The following is a 16716-nucleotide window of genomic DNA, read 5'->3' as shown; positions in this document are numbered from 1 at the left end:
TCCAAACGCTTCCGTCAGCTAGATGACAATCCGACAACTTATGCGGATTCCTACATTGGGGAATCGGGAATAGATCGGGAAGTGCCCCCGTTGGACTCACCGACACCAAGTTGAGTGCATTCGGCTCAAGTTCGGCTTGACAGACGGCCCCGTCCGATAGCAAGCTTGAGCGCAGTTCGCTCAGATCACCCAACAATGTCTATCAGGAGGCATCACTATGGCTCGTGCGGTCGGTATCGACCTCGGGACCACCAACTCTTGCGTCTCGGTGCTGGAGGGCGGCGACCCCGTCGTCGTAGCCAACTCTGAGGGCTCCCGGACCACCCCGTCGGTCGTCGCGTTCGCGCGTAACGGCGAGGTGCTGGTCGGCCAGCCCGCGAAGAACCAGGCAGTGACCAACGTCGACCGGACGATCCGTTCGGTCAAGCGTCATATCGGCACTGACTGGACCGTCGAGATCGACGGCAAGAACTACACCTCGCAGGAGATCAGCGCGCGCACGCTGCAGAAGCTGAAGCGTGACGCGGAGGCGTACCTCGGTGAGGACATCACCGACGCCGTGATCACCGTCCCGGCCTACTTCAATGACGCTCAGCGTCAGGCCACCAAGGAAGCCGGCCAGATCGCCGGCCTCAACGTCCTTCGCATCGTCAACGAGCCCACCGCGGCCGCCCTGGCCTACGGCTTGGACAAGGGCGAGAAGGAACAGACCATCTTGGTCTTCGACCTCGGTGGTGGCACCTTCGACGTCTCGCTGCTGGAAATCGGCGAGGGCGTCGTCGAGGTCAAGGCGACCTCCGGTGACAACCACCTCGGTGGTGACGACTGGGACGAGCGCATCGTGCAGTGGCTGGTCGACAAGTTCAAGGCCACCAGCGGCATCGACCTGACCAAGGACAAGATGGCGATGCAGCGTCTGCGTGAGGCTGCGGAGAAGGCCAAGATCGAACTGAGCTCGAGCCAGAGCACCTCGATCAACCTGCCGTACATCACCGTCGACGCCGACAAGAACCCCTTGTTCCTCGACGAGCAGCTGACCCGTGCCGAGTTCCAGCGCATCACGCAGGACCTGCTCGACCGGACCCGCCAGCCCTTCCAGTCCGTGATCAAGGACGCCGGCATCTCGGTCTCCGACATCGACCACGTGGTCCTCGTCGGTGGCTCGACCCGGATGCCCGCCGTCACCGAACTGGTCAAGGAACTGACCGGTGGCAAGGAGCCCAACAAGGGCGTGAACCCGGACGAGGTCGTGGCCGTCGGTGCCGCGCTGCAGGCCGGTGTGCTCAAGGGTGAGGTGAAAGACGTTCTGCTGCTTGACGTCACCCCGCTGTCCCTCGGTATTGAAACCAAGGGTGGCGTGATGACCAAGCTGATCGAACGCAACACCACCATCCCGACCAAGCGGTCCGAGACCTTCACCACGGCCGACGACAACCAGCCGTCGGTGCAGATTCAGGTCTTCCAGGGTGAGCGCGAGATCGCTGCGCACAACAAGCTGCTCGGCAGCTTCGAGCTGACCGGCATCCCGCCGGCCCCGCGTGGCGTGCCGCAGATCGAGGTCACCTTCGACATCGACGTCAACGGCATCGTGCACGTGACCGCCAAGGACAAGGGCACGGGCAAGGAAAACACGATCAAGATCCAGGAAGGCTCGGGCCTGTCGCAGGACGAGATCGACCGGATGATCAAGGACGCCGAGGCGCACGCCGAAGAGGACAAGAAGCGTCGCGAAGAGGCTGACGTCCGCAACCAGGCCGAGTCGCTCGTCTACCAGACGGAGAAGTTCGTCAAGGACCAGCGCGAAGCTGAGGGTGGCTCGAAGGTTCCCGAGGACACCTTGACCAAGGTCGACGGTGCCATCGCCGAGGCCAAGACCGCGCTCGCCGGCACCGACATCGCCGCCATCAAGACGGCCATGGAGAAGCTGGGTGTCGAGAGCCAGGCCCTGGGCCAGGCGATCTACGAGGCCACCCAGGCCGAGCAGGCCGCCGGTGCGGGCGCGGGTGCTCCGGGTGCCGCTGCTGCCGACGACAACGTCGTGGACGCCGAGGTCGTCGAGGACGATCAGGAGCACAAGTGAGCCAAGACGATTCGCACGAGCCGGTGACCATCACCGACAAGCGGCGCATCGATCCGGAAACCGGCGAAAAGCGTGAGGGCGCTCCGGCGTCGGCCCCTGAGGGGTCGACGCCGGAGGCCCCGGCCGCTGGTCAGGGTGGCGAGGCCGCCGAGGCTCCGGTGTCCGACGAAGCCGCAGAGCTCAAGGCAGACCTGCAGCGACTCAAGGCTGAGTACGACAACTACCGCAAGCGGGCGATCCGTCAGGAGCAGGCCGCGGCCGAACGGGCCAAAGGCATTGTCGTGCAGCAGTTCTTGCCGGTGCTCGACGATCTCGAGCGGGCTCGCGCCCACGGAGATCTGGAGTCCGGGCCGCTGAAGTCGGTGGCGGACAAGCTTTCCGGCGCGCTCGACAGCCTCGGTCTCTCGGCGTTCGGCGCCGAGGGCGACGAGTTCGACCCGTCGCTGCACGAGGCCGTTCAGCACGAGGGCGACGGCTCCAACCCGGTGTTGGGCACCGTCATGCGTCGCGGCTACAAGCTCGGTGAGCAGGTGCTGCGGCACGCGATGGTCGGTGTCGTCGACGCCGAACCCGCAGCTGATGCGCCCGACACGCCCGCCAATGCCACCGCTGCGACCGAACAGAAACCACAATCAAACGAATAACCGAGCGACGCTGAGGAGGTGACGCGACATGGCTCAACGGGAATGGGTCGAGAAGGACTTCTACAAGGAACTCGGCGTCACCTCTGACGCCACGAAGGATGAGATCAAGCGCGCCGCGCGCAAGGTGCTGGCCGACAACCATCCGGACCGCAACCCGAACAACCCGGCAGCCGAGGATCGCTACAAGGCGGCGACCGAAGCCAAGGAAGTTCTGACCGACGACGCCAAGCGTGCCGAATACGACGAAACCCGGCGGCTTTTCGCCAACGGTGGATTCGGCCGCCGCTTCGGTGGCGGCGGGGGTGGTGGCGGCTTCGGAGGTTTCGGTGGCGAGACGTCGGACTTCAACCTGGGCGACCTGTTCGACCAGGCCGGGCAGACCGGCGGCGCCAACATCGGCGACCTGTTCGGCGGCCTGTTCGGCCGGGGTGCGCAGCAGCCGCGTCCCAGCCGTCCGCGCCGCGGCAACGACCTGGAAACCGAAACCGAGCTGAGCTTCCTGGAAGCGACCAAGGGCGTGGCGATGCCGCTGCGCCTGACCAGCCCGGCACCATGCACCAACTGCCACGGCAGCGGCGCGCGTCCGGGCACCAGCCCGAAGGTGTGCCCGAACTGCAACGGCGCGGGCGTCATCAACCGCAACCAGGGTGCGTTCGGCTTCTCGGAGCCGTGCACCGATTGCCGCGGCACCGGCTCGACCATCGAGCACCCGTGTGACGAGTGCAAAGGCACCGGCGTCTCGACCCGGACGCGCACCATCAACGTGCGCATCCCGCCGGGCGTGACCGACGGTCAGCGCATCCGGCTCGCCGGCCAAGGTGAGGCGGGTCTACGCGGGGCGCCCTCGGGCGACCTGTACGTCACCGTGCACGTCCGGCCCGACAAGGTGTTCGGGCGCGACGGCGACGACCTGACCGTCACCGTTCCGGTGAGCTTCCACGAGTTGGCTTTGGGAACAACGCTTTCCGTGCCGACGCTGGAAGGCAAGGTCGGTGTTCGGGTGCCAAAGGGGACCTCTGACGGACGCATCCTGCGGGTGCGTGGGCGCGGTGTGCCCAAGCGCGGCACCGACGCCGGTCACGGCGACCTGCTGGTGACGGTGAAGGTTGCCGTGCCGCCGAACCTCGAAGGTGAAGCGGCCGAGGCGCTCGAGACATATGCAAAGGCGGAGCGGGCCAGTGGATTTGATCCACGGGCAGGATGGGCCGGGTCGCTATGAGCGCCCGGCGCAAGGCCGAGGAAGCCCGCACCTTCCTGATTTCGGTGGCCGCCGAGCTGGCCGGTATGCACGCACAGACGCTGCGTACATACGACCGGCTCGGTCTGGTCAGCCCCGAGCGCACCTCGGGCGGCGGGCGGCGGTACTCGCAGCACGACGTCGACCTGCTGCGCGAGGTGCAGCGCCTGTCCCAGGACGAGGGCGTCAACCTGGCCGGCATCAAGCGCATCATCGAGCTGACCAACCAGGTCGAGGCGCTGCAGTCCCGGCTCACCGAGGTGACCGCCGAACTCGAACGCGTCCGCAAGCCCAGCACCGCTCTGGTGCTGTGGCAGCCGCGGCGGGGCGGTAGCTCGCAGCGGGGTTAGACGTTCAGTCGGCGACCTTCTCGCGCAACAACTCCCGCAACTGGGCGATCTCTCCGCGAAGGTCTTCGATGTGCGCTGCGGTCACGGCGTCTTGTTTCTGGTCATCGTCCGACACGGTCTGCACGATCCACGACGCGATGGTCGCCGTGATCGAACCGACCAGGCTGATGCCGCCAATCATCATGAGACTGGCCATGACTCGGCCGGTGGTGGTGACGGGATACATATCGCCGTAGCCGACGGTGGTGATCGTGGTCATCGCCCACCACACCGCGAGTCCGAAGCTGGTGATGTGGGCGTCCGGTGCGCCGCGTTCGGCTTCGTACACCGCTAGCGCCCCGACGTATACGAGCAGCACGGCACCGGAGATGGTGTAGATGATCACCTTGCCCCGGATGGCGCTGCCGATGGCCTTCTGCAGGGCGCCGACCAGGACGACCAGGCGCAGCAGGCGCAGCGGCCGCAACAGCGGCAGCAGCACGATGGCCAGGTCCACCAGATGCCGGAAGAACCACTGCTTGCGGTTGGGGGCCAGGTAGAGCCGTGCCGCGTAGTCGGCGGTGAACACCGCCCACGCCAACAGGGTCGCCAATGTCACGAGCCGCGCGACCAGTCCGTGCGGCTGAGCGAGGACCTCCACGCTGTACGCGGCCAGGAACACCGCGGCAACCGCGGCGAGCGGCCATTCGGCCCGATGTTCCCACCTGTCGAGGCGGTCTTGCGTAGTCACGTCAGAAAGTGTGCGGCACCGGCGAACTTTTCGGAACTCAGTTGACCGAGATGGAGAAGCGTGCCACCGCTGGTCGGCCCGGGGACGCCACGCGGTAACCGTCGCGACGCAGCGCATCGGTGGGCGCGGCCATGGGCTCGATGGCCACCAGTGCGTCGCCGGGCGGCGCGAACAGTTGTGCGGCGGGGTAGCCGGTTTCGAACGTCACCGTGATCCGGTGGTCGCCGCCGCTGAGAATGAACTGCGCGCCGTCGGGCACCTGGTCGAAACCGTCGTCGTAGACGGTGTCGCCGAGCGGCGCGGAACTCGCCGGCCAAGCCTCAACCACACCGGAAGGCAACCCGCGATCATCGGTCGGCAGGTGTCGCATCCCCGGCGTCTCCAGCACCCAATCCTGCCGAGGCACGCCGGGAATGGTCAGGTACGGGTGATAGCCGAAGCACAGCGGTACCGCCGCCGACGTGGACGGCCGGGTGGTGGTCTCGACCGTCAACCTGCGGCTCACCAACGTGACGCGCTGCGTCAACACATGCGGGAACGGGAACGACGCCAGCAGGCCCGGCCGGTTGAAATCGACTGCGGCAGTTACTGCGTTCGGCGACTGCTCGGTGATCACCCAGCCCGGGTAGGCGGCCAGGACGCCGTGCATGGGCGAGCCATGTTGGTCGACGCGCACGCCGCCGGAGCCAGGCGTCAACGTGACGACCGCGCCGTCGACGTCATAGGTGGTGGCGCCCAACCGATTCGCCCACGGATACAGCAGCGGGATGCCCATGGTCTTGGCGTTGGTCAGGTAGGCAGCCAGGCCGCGCCGCTGGCCGAGGAACTCGACATCGCCATCGGAAAAAGACGTGCCGATCATGCCGGCGGCGGGGACGAACGTCGCCGTCATTGCGGACTCGGGGTCGCTCAGTACGACGGTGTCGAGTTCGGCCATCGGTTCCTCCAGTGTCAGTGGGCCAACGGATCGTGCTGAATGCGTTCTGGTGGTGCGCCTTTGGCGATCAGGGCGGCTTTGGTCGCGGTGACCATCTTGGGCCCGCCGCACAGCAGGATCTGCCGGTCGCCCCAGCTGCCGTAGCTGGTCACCACGTCGGGCAGCAGCCCCGTCTGCCGGACGTGCAGCCCGCGCGGCGGCTGGACATCGGGGTAGTCGCCGGCCCACGGTGGGTCACTGGTGTATTCGGATACCGGCGTGACGGACAGCCACGGATTGGTCGCGGCGATCTCCCACAGCGTGCGCAGGTCGTAGAGATCGCAGGGGTAGCGGCCGCCGAAGAACAGGTGCACGCGCGGATTCTCGGCCTCGCGGCACAGGTTCATCAGCAGGGCCCGCAGCGGCGCCAGGCCGGTGCTGCCGGCCACCATGAGCACGTCGCCATCGGAGCGCGAAACATGCATTCCGCCATGGGGATTCGACAGCCGCCAACGGTCACCGGGTGCGGTCTGGTTGACGATCGCGGTGCTGACCATGCCGCCGCTGACCGACCGGATGTGGAATTCGATGGCACCACTGGCATCGGACGGCATCGAGGGACTCAGGTGCCGCCAGCGCCGCGGCCACTGCGGCACCTGCACCGCGACGTACTGCCCGGCGTGATACGACAGCGCCTGGTCCAGTTGCAGCCGGACCACCGACACGTCGCGGGTGACGCGCAGATGCTCGACGACGGTGCCGTCGACGTAGGGCGGGGTCTGTTCGGAATCGGCGGCGCCGCGCATGACGCCGACGATCAGGTCGACCGCGTGCGTGGTGGCCTCGGCGACCCGCGCGTCCCAGCTCGCGCCGAGCTCGTCACGCAGGGTGACCAACAGCGCGTCATGTAGCGCCGCGTAATGCTGTTGCCCCACACCGTATTTGCGGTGATCTCGGCCGAGCTGTGCCAGGAACGCGACCGGTTCCTCGGCGCGCTGCTCGATGAACTCGCCGAGCACCCAGAACAGCGCCTGGCTGAACGCCGTGCGCTGCGTGGCCAGCTCCGGGGGGAACAGGTCGCGCGCCGACAGGTCGCCGGCGAACCACCGGGAGTAGAAGCGGCCGATCACGTCGTCCCCGCCGTGCGCGGGGTCGACCGCGGCGCGCACCGTCATCAGGGCTTCGCGGTCGTCAAGCCCCATCGGGCATCGGCGAGGTGGTGTCGAAGTGGTTCTGCCCCAACGTGCTGACGAAGGTAGGGCCCAGCAGGTCGAGTTCGCGCCGGTGCGCGTCGGCCCACGTGCCGTACGGCTGGTGCGCCAGGTATTCGTTCCGGAACCGGTCGTCCTCGGACACCTCGGTGACGCAGAACGTCGGGATCGCCAGGTCGACCACCGGCCCGCCGCGCTCGACCTCGGCCAGCAGCAGCGGGGCGTTGCCATTCAGGAACCGGTCGATGATCCAGCCGTCCTCGCCCAGCCACACCGAGTACCGCACCTTGGTGACGACATGGTCGGCGCGACGGACGATTTCGCCGGCCACCAGCGGATCGAGTTCGCGCTCGGCCTCGTAGCGGGTGCCGCCCGCGGCCGGGCCCTTGGCGGTCATGGTGCCGATCGAGTCCTCGCTGATGGCCTCGATGAGGTCGATCGCCGCATTGCTCAGATCGGCGGGGGCGGGCCCCTGGACGCGCACCCGGACGGCGTAGCCGTCGGACGCGAACAGGTACGCCTGCACGATCAGGGCAGGGGTCGGGTCGGACGCTACGACAGCGGGCAGTTCGCGGACGAGGAACTTTCGTTCGAACTCGAAATCGCCGAAGCCGGATTCGGACATGCTTAGACGGTAGTCCTAGAGGTGGCTGAGACCCTTGTATGCCACGAGGAGTCCGATGATGATCAGGATTCCGGCGACCAGCACGGCGTGCTGACGGTGCAGCCAGGCGCCGAGACGGGCCATGGCCGGGTCCAGCCGCTCACCGGTGGCGACGTAGGTGAGGACCGGGATGGCGACTGAACTGCCTGCCACCACCGCGAAATACAGCACCGACGCCCAGGTCGCCGCTTGCGGGAGTTCGTCGGTGCTGATCGCCAGGCCGGCGGCGATGCACATGAACAGCACCTTGGGGTTCACCACGGCGAGTACCGCTGCGGTCACGAATCCCCGTGCCGGAGTGACCGTGGTCAGCTTGCGCATCCACGCCGGCTCGTGGGCGTCGTGCTTTCGGGTCGCCCATCGGTAGATGCCGAAGGCGACCAGCAGGGCGCCGATCACGATGCGCACCCATGACGCCGTGGTCGACGGGTGGCCCGCCGCGGGCATCAGTTCGGACAGTTGGACGAACACGCCGGTGAGCACCGCGATGGTCAGCAGCCACCCGGCGAGGAAAGTCAGACCGGTGATGCGGGCGTGGGGTGATTGCAGCACGAGCACTGCGGGAATGATCGACAGTGGCGATAGCGCGATCACCAGGGCCAGGGGAATCAGTTCGGTCAGCACCGAAACCCAGTCAGTCATTCACTGCACCCCTTCGCGTCGCGACCAGTATGGACGGGGATCGGGCGGAAAGGCATTCGGGCCGTCATGAAAAGGTCTTGTGGCCGTATTGAAAACTCGTGGAAATTTTCTAGACTTGAGCGGAACAGACTCAACCTTGACGGCGTTGAAATCAGCGACAAGCATTTTTCTCTAGACGAAAGGGAGGTGTCGTGGACTCGTTCAACCCGACCACGAAGACTCAGGCGGCGCTGACCTCAGCGTTGCAGGCGGCGACAGCCGCCGGAAACCCGGAGATCCGTCCGGCGCACTTGTTGATGGCTCTGCTGACCCAGAACGACGGCATTGCCGCACCCCTGCTGGAGGCTGTCGGCGTCGAGCCCGCGACCATCCGGGCCGAGGCCCAGCGGTTGATCGACCAGCTGCCCAGTGCGAGTGGCGCCAACTCGACGCCGCAACTGTCCCGTGAGTCGGTCGCGGCGCTGACCGCTGCCCAGCACCTGGCCACCGAGATGGACGACGAATACGTCTCCACCGAGCACCTGCTGTACGGCCTGGCCAGCGGCGACTCCGACGTCGCCAAGATTCTGGTCAACCACGGCGCCGCGCCGCAGACGCTGCGCGACGCGTTCGTGAAGGTGCGCGGCAGTGCCCGCGTCACCAGCCCCGATCCCGAGGGCAGCTACCAGGCGCTGGAGAAGTACTCCACCGACCTGACCGCGCGCGCCCGGGAAGGCAAGCTCGACCCGGTCATCGGACGCGACAACGAGATTCGTCGCGTGGTTCAGGTCCTGAGCCGGCGCACCAAGAACAACCCCGTGTTGATCGGTGAGCCCGGCGTCGGTAAGACCGCGATCGTGGAGGGCCTGGCCCAGCGCATCATCGCCGGCGACGTGCCGGAGAGCCTGCGCGACAAGACCGTCGTCTCCCTGGACCTCGGGTCCATGGTGGCCGGCGCCAAGTACCGCGGTGAATTCGAGGAGCGGCTCAAGGCCGTGCTCGACGACATCAAGAACTCGGCCGGGCAGGTCATCACCTTCATCGACGAGCTGCACACCATCGTGGGCGCCGGCGCGACCGGCGAGTCCGCGATGGACGCCGGCAACATGATCAAGCCGATGCTGGCCCGCGGCGAGCTGCGGCTGGTCGGCGCGACCACGCTCGACGAGTACCGCAAGTACATCGAGAAGGACGCCGCCCTGGAGCGCCGGTTCCAGCAGGTGCTGGTCGGCGAACCGTCGGTCGACGACACCGTCGGCATCCTCCGCGGCCTCAAGGAGCGCTACGAGGTGCACCACGGTGTGCGCATCACCGACTCCGCGCTGGTCGCGGCGGCCACACTGTCGGACCGCTACATCACCAGCCGGTTCCTGCCGGACAAGGCCATCGACCTCGTCGACGAGGCCGCGTCGCGGTTGCGCATGGAGATCGACTCCCGACCCGTCGAGATCGACGAGGTCGAGCGGCTGGTCCGTCGTCTCGAGATCGAGGAGATGGCGCTGTCCAAGGAAGAGGACGACGCCTCGAAGGAACGGCTGGAGAAGCTGCGTTCGGAGCTGGCCGACTACAAGGAGAAGCTGGCCGAGCTGACCACCCGGTGGCAGAACGAGAAGAACGCCATCGACATCGTCCGCGAACTCAAGGAACAGCTGGAAGACCTGCGCGGTGCGGCCGACCGGGCCGAGCGCGACGGCGACCTGGCCAAGGCCGCCGAGCTTCGGTATGGCCGGATCCCGCAGCTCGAGAAGCAGCTCGACGCCGCGCTGCCGGTCGCCGAGGCCCGCGAGAACGTCATGCTCAAGGAGGAGGTCAGCCCCGACGACATCGCCGATGTGGTGTCGGCCTGGACCGGCATCCCGGCCGGCCGGATGATGGAAGGCGAGACCGCCAAGCTGCTGCGCATGGAGACCGAGCTGGGGCACCGGGTGATCGGTCAGGAGCTCGCCGTCCAGGCCGTCTCCGACGCGGTGCGTCGCAGCCGGGCAGGGGTCGCCGATCCCAACCGGCCGACGGGCTCGTTCATGTTCCTGGGCCCGACCGGTGTCGGTAAGACCGAACTGGCCAAGGCGCTGGCGGAGTTCCTCTTCGATGACGAGCGCGCCATGATCCGCATCGACATGAGCGAGTACAGCGAGAAGCACGCGGTAGCTCGCCTGGTCGGTGCCCCTCCGGGCTACGTCGGATACGACGCAGGTGGTCAGCTGACCGAGGCGGTACGCCGCCGGCCGTATTCGGTGGTGCTGTTCGACGAGATCGAGAAGGCGCACCCCGACGTGTTCGACATCCTGCTGCAGGTGCTCGACGACGGCCGGTTGACCGACGGTCAGGGCCGCACGGTCGACTTCCGCAACACCATCCTCATCCTCACGTCCAACCTGGGCGCTGGGGGTACCGAGGAGCAGGTGATGGCGGCGGTGCGCTCGCGGTTCAAGCCCGAGTTCATCAACCGCCTGGACGACGTCATCATCTTCGAGGCGCTCAAGCCCGAGGAGCTGGTGCGGATCGTCGATATCCAGCTGGCTCAGCTGCAGAAGCGGCTGGCGCAGCGGCGGTTGACGCTCGAGGTGTCGCTGGATGCCAAGAAGTGGCTGGGTGACCGCGGCTTCGACCCGCTGTACGGCGCCCGTCCGCTGCGTCGCCTGGTGCAGCAGGCCATCGGCGACCAATTGGCGAGGAAGCTGCTGGCCGGCGAGGTGCACGACGGCGACGTCGTGCCGGTCAACCTCAGCGCCGACGGCGAGAGCCTGGTGCTCGGTTGATCTAGCCCGCCGAGCGGACGTGAAAACCCCCTATTTCACTGGAAATAGGGGGTTTTCGCTGGGGCACCCTGGGGCGCCGGCACAGTCAAGTGGTCGTCGCAACAAATGTGGTCGGAAAAGTACATGAGTTCAATCGGATTGGGCATTCGCAAGTGGAGATTGAACTCAGGGACCTCTGAGGTGCCAAAAAAGTACCTGTTTTCAATCAGTTTGGTTGCCAGTGCCGCGTGATTGAAGCTAGGTACTTATCGCGACGCCGACGTTGATTCCGCGGTTATAGGGCGAAGCGGCCGGCGAATCCGCGCAGTGGCACGTCGGCGCTCGTCAGCAGTCCGGGCGGCGCCTTGACCACCGAGGCGATGACGTTGAGTGCGGGTAGCCCGGTCACCGTCATCCCGATCGAGGCGAAGGACTCCGGATCCGACAGGTCCACACCGGGTTTCGGGTAGATCATGTGCTTGTTGTAGACGCAGGGATCACCCTTGATCTGGGTGATGTAGCAGCCCTTGATGTTCCAGTTCGGTTCGGTGTGCGGCGTCATCTGCCATTCGAGATGGGTCTCGATGCGCGGTACGCCGTCGACCATGCCCTGGTACTTGATGTAGTTGCCGCCCAACGATCCTTTGGGCAGCGTGTACCAGCCCAAGTCGACATCCTTGGTGCAGGCGCCGAGCTCGGCGCTGAACTTCACCTCGTCGAGCTCGAGGCCGAAGCAGTCGGCCATCATCAGCACACTGTCGGCGAACACCCGGGTGTACTTCTCCAGCTTGGCCGGGATCGACGGATCATCAACGGGCAGACCGTATCCCACCTCGATCCAGGTGTCCTTGCTGTGATGGCACGACACGTCGACGGACTCGATGGTGGTCACGTTCTCGATCTCGGCGACGTCGGCCGAGCACACCACGCCCAGAATCTGATTGACGCCGGGGTTCATGCCGGTGCCGTAGAACGTAGAACCACCACGTGCGGCCGCTTCCGCCAGGACCTGGGTGACCGGTCTCCCGGAGGGGTGCGGGTGGTTGGTGTCGCGGTGCCAGCCGGTGATCCAGTCCGCCGTGGTGACGATATTGATCCCGGCCTCAAGGACTTTCACGTACAGGTCTTCGTCGGGGAAGACGCCGTGGAAGGTGAGGACGTCGGGACGCGCGGCGATGATGTCATCGACCGACCCGGTGGCGACGACGCCGATCGGTCCGATCCCGGCGATCTCACCGGCGTCGCGCCCGACCTTTTCCGGTGTGTAGCAATGCAATCCGACCAGCTCTAGGTCGTCGCGCTTGCCGATGCGCTTGATCATCTCGGTGCCGACGTTGCCGGTCGCCACCTGGAAGACACGAATCTTGGACATCTGGCTCAGCCCTTCTGATCGGGATAGAACTGCATGGCCCACTTGCGGATTGCGGTGAAGCCCTCGTATTCGGCGGTGGCCAGCGCCGGCGGATCGGAGTAGCGCTGGTGTGACCAGATGTGGATGTCCTGGGTGAACTGCCGGATCACCTCGTCGCCGAACGCGGTGGCCCGCTCGGCCGCGCGGGGACTGTCCTTGCCGGGCGTCCGGCCGATGTAGACCATGAACCGCACGTCGGAGGTGGACTCGTCGACGGGCGTGACGGCCGAGATCGTGCGGTTGTCGATCATGCCCCAGCTCTTGGTGACAGCGATGCCCAAACCGCCGTTGATGGCCTCCACGCCGCTGCGCACATCGTCGATCGACTGCTGGTCGCTGCCCTCGAAGGTGATGGTGAAGTCGACGTAGGAGATCGGCGCGGCGAAGTCGTGCCGGGTGAACACCGGCACGATCGGCGTCTGGTGCACGAACTTGAAGTGCGCGAAGTCGACGCCGTTCTCCAGCACGTACTGCGGATGCAGTTCCAGAGTTTCGCGGAACAGCCGCTGCTGGGGGTAGTAGTCGGCGGCGGTGCTGCCGTCGTTGAACGATGCGAACACGTCGGGCGCCTCGAAGAACGGTTCGCGGCCTTCGGCGTCGTGCCAGATGTAGATGGCCTCGTTGCGCTCGGTGACGGGGTAGGTGCGAATTCGGCGGCCGCGGTTGGGCCGGTCCTGGTACGGAATGCAGACGTTGTGGCCGGCGGCGTTCCACTGCCAGCCGTGGAACGGGCACTGGATCGCCTCGCCGACGACGTGGCCGCCGAAGCCGAGGTGCGCGCCGAGGTGCTCGCAGTAGGCGTTCATGACGGTGACGGCCCCGGATTCGGCGCGCCAGGCGACCATCTCCTCGCCGAAGTACTTCATGGCGTGCACCGCGCCCACGCTGATCTGGTCGGACCAGGCGACCTGGAACCATCCCGTCGGCTTCATCGGCAACTGGGGTTTGGCCATGGTCCGAATCGTAGGAGGTTCTGTGAAACTTTGGAAGAGGGTTCTGTGAAACTGGGGTAATCTCTGCCAGATGACCGCCGCACGCCGCACCAACAGGCGCGGCGATGCCACGCGGGAAAGCATGTTGGAAGCCGCACGCAAGGCGCTGGCCACCGGGGACCCGGGCGCGGTATCGGCCAACCGGATCGCCAAGGAGATCGGCGCCACGTGGGGTGCGGTGAAGTACCAGTTCGGCGATATCGACGGGTTCTGGGCCGCGGTCCTGCGCCGCACCGCAGAGCGTCGCGCGGGCATGCTGAGCCACCACGACACCGGCGCTACGCTGCGGCAACGGGTCGCGACCATCATCGACCTGCTCTACGACGGACTGACCATCGGCGATTCGCGGGCCATCGAGAATCTGCGCGCCGCCCTGCCGCGCGACCATGCCGAGCTGGAACGGCTCTATCCGAAGACCGCCGCTGAGCTGTCGTCCTGGGGGCAGAGCTGGCTGCAGACGTGCCAGCAGGCCTTCGCCGACCTGGACGTCGACCCCGAGCGGGTGCGCGAGGTGGCCTCGTTCATCCCCGGCGCGATGCGCGGCATCGCCTCCGAGCGCCAGCTCGGCACGTACACCGATCTCGAGGTGGCCCGGCGGGGGCTCACGAACGCGATCGTCGCGTACCTCAAATAGCATGTGACCAGCTTGTGACCAAACCGAGTTCGGGCATTTCGGGTACCAGCCAGTAGGCTTGGCCCGATGGTCCCGCTTTGGTTCACGCTTTCCGCGCTCTGCTTCGTGGGTGCGGCGGTGCTGCTGTACGTCGATATCGACCGTCGACGCGGCCTTGGTAGGCGCCGAAAGTCATGGGCGAAGTCCCATGGATTCGACTACGAACACGAGACTCCCGACCTGGTCAAGCGGTGGAGCCGCGGCATCATGTCGACCGTCGGTGAGAACGTGCTCGCCCGCAATGTGGTGCTCGGGCAGATCCGCGGCGAGGCCGTGTTCATCTTCGATGTCGACGATGTGGCCACCGTCATCGCCCTGCACCGCAAGGTCGGCACCAACGTGGCCGTGGACGTCCGGCTGAAGGACATTCCGGAGCCGCGCGAGAACGACATCTGGCTGCTCGGCGCCATCGGCCCGCGCATGGTCTACTCCACCAACCTCGATGCCGCCCGTCGCGCCTGCGACCGCCGCATGGTGACGTTCTCGCACACCGCCCCGGATTGCGCCGAGGTCATGTGGAACGAACAGAACTGGACGCTCGTCTCGCTGCCGATCACCAGCACCCGCGCTCAGTGGGACGAGGGTCTGCGCACCGTCCGCCAGTTCAACGACCTGCTGCGCGTGCTGCCGCCGGTGCCGTCCGGCCAGAACAGCGTCGCCGGCCAGGCTGTCGCCCGGCGTAGCGGTTCGCCGAGCCGTCCGCTCAGCGCCGGCCCGATGCGCCAGAACGAATTGCCCGCCGGCCGCAGCAACCAGGCCCCGGGCCGCGCCGACATCGGTCGTTACACACAGTTCGCGGAGGCCCGCAACGGCCGTAACGCGCCCAACTATCAGCGCTAGTGCCCGACAGGGCGGCGGGGTGCTCGCAGTAGCCTGATCCCCATGTCGGGTTTGCGCGGACTGACCGCAGCGTTGTTGGCCGTTTTGTTGGTGGGCTGTTCGAGTAGCTCCGCCAGCACAGTCATCTTCGGTGCGCCCAGCGTGAAAGTCGGCGAGTCGCAGGCGCTGCTGGGCTGGAACGTGTCGGTGTCCAACCTGCGCTTCCAAGATGACCAGGTGCTGATCGACGTCGACCTGGCCGCGGCGAAAGCCGGCGGCGAACACGCCAGGCCCGAGACGCTGCGCTTCGGCCTGTACGGCGCGCTGGCGCACCCCATCGAATCGAACGTGATCGGCGGCTGTGACGGCGTCCCGAACCTGAAGATCAATCCGGCTGTCGTCCAGAATCCGGACAAGGTCACGGGCACAGTCTGTTTGGGTCCGATGCGCGATCAGGCGCAGGTGCGTGGCGTCTACCTGTATTCGCCGGCCGACCGGATCAAGGACACCACGGTGGCCTACGGTGCGGCGTATCCGGTGGGGCTGACGCCGACCAACGAGGCCGACACCGGGCTGACCCTCAAGGCCACCAGCGTCGACGGGTTCCGGGCCGACGGCGGGCAGCTGATCCCCGCGGCGCTGGGTGATCCGGCCGCGTTCACCGGCAAGGGTTACATGCTGCTGGGTCTCGAAATCGGTGGTCTGGCAAGCAGATACAAAGACGATTCGGCCAAGCGCGGAGGGCCGTTGATGATCGCGGTGGCGCCGACGCTGCCGCCGCCCGGACTGTCGCATGCCTGCGACGTCTACGGCGCGACGCTGCTGGTGCTACCGGACTCGAAGGTCGGCGCGATCTCGACCCGAGCCTCGTTGTGCACGCAGGGTGACATCAACCAGGCGCTGCTGTACGCCACCGTCACCGTGGTGGGAACCCATGCGGCGGTGTGGATTTCGCGTGAGTGATCACGACACCGAGCACGCTGATGTGCCCGGCCCCACCGAGTGGGGAGCCGGGCCCGGCGTCGGCCCCTGGCCGGGCGAGCTGCCCGACGATCCGCGTTACGACCCGGAGTTGTTGCGCGAGGGCGACACTCGCAACGTCGTCGATGCCTACCGCTACTGGACGCGGGAGGCGATCGTCGCCGATATCGATCAGCGCAGGCACCCGTTGCACATCGCGATCGAGAACTTCGGCAACGACGCCAACATCGGCGCGGTGGTCCGCACTGCGAACGCGTTTGCGGTGGACACAGTGCACATCGTCGGCCGCCGGCGGTGGAATCGCCGGGGCGCCATGGTGACTGACCGCTACCAGCGGCTCGTGCACCACGCCACCACCGCGGAATTGCTGGCCTTCGCCGACGATGCGGGGCTGACCCCCGTGGCTGTCGACAACGTGCCCGGCTCGGTACGGCTGGAAGAGACGACGCTGCCCCGCGCCTGCCTGTTGATCTTCGGGCAGGAAGGCCCCGGCATCACCCACGACGCCAAGACCGGGTCGATGATGACGGTGTCCATCGCGCAATTCGGCTCGACCCGGAGCATCAACGCCGGGGTGGCCGCCGGGATCGTCATGCACACCTGGATCACTCAACATGCAGCACTGGATCGGGCCTGGTAGGGCAGGATG

The 16716-nt window shown here is 66.6% G+C and carries 16 protein-coding genes; 9 read left to right on the top strand and 7 right to left on the bottom strand.

From position 1 onward, the window contains the following. The first annotated feature begins 217 nt into the window (after window positions 1-217). Genes dnaK through ACNO8X_RS00790 form a run of 4 tightly spaced genes read left to right on the top strand, consistent with a single transcriptional unit; the run spans window position 218 to window position 4311 of the window. Window positions 218-2080 (top strand): molecular chaperone DnaK, encoded by a 1863-nt coding sequence (gene dnaK, locus ACNO8X_RS00805; RefSeq protein ID WP_043390223.1) that lies wholly within the window; start codon window positions 218-220, stop codon window positions 2078-2080. Then, the gene (gene grpE, locus ACNO8X_RS00800; RefSeq protein WP_418003740.1) at window positions 2077-2724 is read left to right on the top strand and encodes a nucleotide exchange factor GrpE; all 648 of its coding nucleotides are present in this window, start codon (window positions 2077-2079) and stop codon (window positions 2722-2724) included. Before dnaK ends, grpE begins: the two co-directional genes overlap by 4 nt. 28 nt (window positions 2725-2752) lie before the next feature. Then, window positions 2753-3943: a molecular chaperone DnaJ gene (dnaJ, locus tag ACNO8X_RS00795; protein WP_418003739.1), complete on the top strand. Its 1191-nt coding sequence runs from the start codon at window positions 2753-2755 to the stop codon at window positions 3941-3943. Further along, window positions 3940-4311 (top strand): heat shock protein transcriptional repressor HspR, encoded by a 372-nt coding sequence (locus ACNO8X_RS00790; RefSeq protein ID WP_418003738.1) that lies wholly within the window; start codon window positions 3940-3942, stop codon window positions 4309-4311. The genes dnaJ and ACNO8X_RS00790 overlap by 4 nt, the downstream gene beginning before the upstream one ends. Before the next feature lie 4 nt (window positions 4312-4315). Here the strand turns inward: ACNO8X_RS00790 and ACNO8X_RS00785 are convergent, their stop codons facing one another. Genes ACNO8X_RS00785 through ACNO8X_RS00765 form a run of 5 tightly spaced genes read right to left on the bottom strand, consistent with a single transcriptional unit; the run spans window position 4316 to window position 8474 of the window. Further along, on the bottom strand, window positions 4316-5041 hold the full coding sequence (locus tag ACNO8X_RS00785; RefSeq protein WP_418003737.1) for a potassium channel family protein: 726 nt from the start codon (window positions 5039-5041) through the stop codon (window positions 4316-4318). 37 nt (window positions 5042-5078) lie between these two features. Beyond that, window positions 5079-5978 carry an aldose 1-epimerase gene (locus tag ACNO8X_RS00780; protein ID WP_418003736.1) on the bottom strand — a complete coding sequence of 300 codons (900 nt, stop codon included), beginning with the start codon at window positions 5976-5978 and terminating at the stop codon, window positions 5079-5081. 14 nt (window positions 5979-5992) lie between these two features. Next, the gene (locus ACNO8X_RS00775) at window positions 5993-7159 is read right to left on the bottom strand and encodes an FAD-binding oxidoreductase (protein WP_418003735.1); all 1167 of its coding nucleotides are present in this window, start codon (window positions 7157-7159) and stop codon (window positions 5993-5995) included. Beyond that, window positions 7149-7793, bottom strand: coding sequence for a hypothetical protein (locus ACNO8X_RS00770; RefSeq protein ID WP_418003734.1), 645 nt, complete (start codon window positions 7791-7793; stop codon window positions 7149-7151). The genes ACNO8X_RS00775 and ACNO8X_RS00770 overlap by 11 nt, the downstream gene beginning before the upstream one ends. A 15-nt stretch (window positions 7794-7808) precedes the next feature. Next, window positions 7809-8474: a GAP family protein gene (locus tag ACNO8X_RS00765; RefSeq protein ID WP_418003733.1), complete on the bottom strand. Its 666-nt coding sequence runs from the start codon at window positions 8472-8474 to the stop codon at window positions 7809-7811. Window positions 8475-8665: 191 nt separating this feature from the next. Here ACNO8X_RS00765 and clpB point away from each other — a divergent pair, with 191 nt between their 5' ends. After that, window positions 8666-11212, top strand: a complete 2547-nt coding sequence (clpB, locus tag ACNO8X_RS00760) for an ATP-dependent chaperone ClpB (RefSeq protein WP_418003732.1) — start codon at window positions 8666-8668, stop codon at window positions 11210-11212. A gap of 274 nt (window positions 11213-11486) precedes the next feature. Here the strand turns inward: clpB and ACNO8X_RS00755 are convergent, their stop codons facing one another. Together ACNO8X_RS00755 and ACNO8X_RS00750 are read right to left on the bottom strand one after the other, a co-directional pair. Beyond that, window positions 11487-12563 (bottom strand): dihydrodipicolinate reductase, encoded by a 1077-nt coding sequence (locus ACNO8X_RS00755; RefSeq protein ID WP_418003731.1) that lies wholly within the window; start codon window positions 12561-12563, stop codon window positions 11487-11489. A gap of 5 nt (window positions 12564-12568) precedes the next feature. Beyond that, on the bottom strand, window positions 12569-13555 hold the full coding sequence (locus tag ACNO8X_RS00750) for a Rieske 2Fe-2S domain-containing protein (RefSeq protein ID WP_418003730.1): 987 nt from the start codon (window positions 13553-13555) through the stop codon (window positions 12569-12571). A gap of 70 nt (window positions 13556-13625) precedes the next feature. Here ACNO8X_RS00750 and ACNO8X_RS00745 point away from each other — a divergent pair, with 70 nt between their 5' ends. The 4 genes from ACNO8X_RS00745 (at window position 13626) to ACNO8X_RS00730 (ending at window position 16707) form a co-directional block, all read left to right on the top strand. Then, on the top strand, window positions 13626-14228 hold the full coding sequence (locus tag ACNO8X_RS00745) for a TetR/AcrR family transcriptional regulator (RefSeq protein ID WP_418003729.1): 603 nt from the start codon (window positions 13626-13628) through the stop codon (window positions 14226-14228). 66 nt (window positions 14229-14294) lie between these two features. Further along, window positions 14295-15107 (top strand): trehalose monomycolate transport factor TtfA, encoded by an 813-nt coding sequence (ttfA, locus tag ACNO8X_RS00740; protein ID WP_133762848.1) that lies wholly within the window; start codon window positions 14295-14297, stop codon window positions 15105-15107. A gap of 42 nt (window positions 15108-15149) precedes the next feature. Next, window positions 15150-16049: a hypothetical protein gene (locus ACNO8X_RS00735; RefSeq protein ID WP_418003728.1), complete on the top strand. Its 900-nt coding sequence runs from the start codon at window positions 15150-15152 to the stop codon at window positions 16047-16049. Further along, window positions 16042-16707: a TrmH family RNA methyltransferase gene (locus ACNO8X_RS00730; RefSeq protein WP_418003727.1), complete on the top strand. Its 666-nt coding sequence runs from the start codon at window positions 16042-16044 to the stop codon at window positions 16705-16707. Before ACNO8X_RS00735 ends, ACNO8X_RS00730 begins: the two co-directional genes overlap by 8 nt. Window positions 16708-16716 lie beyond the last annotated feature (9 nt).

This window comes from Mycobacterium sp. PDNC021, assembly GCF_048282635.1.
Lineage (GTDB): Bacteria > Actinomycetota > Actinomycetes > Mycobacteriales > Mycobacteriaceae > Mycobacterium > Mycobacterium llatzerense.
Note: the sequence above shows the minus strand (reverse complement) of the source record. Positions and strands in the feature narration are given on the sequence as shown.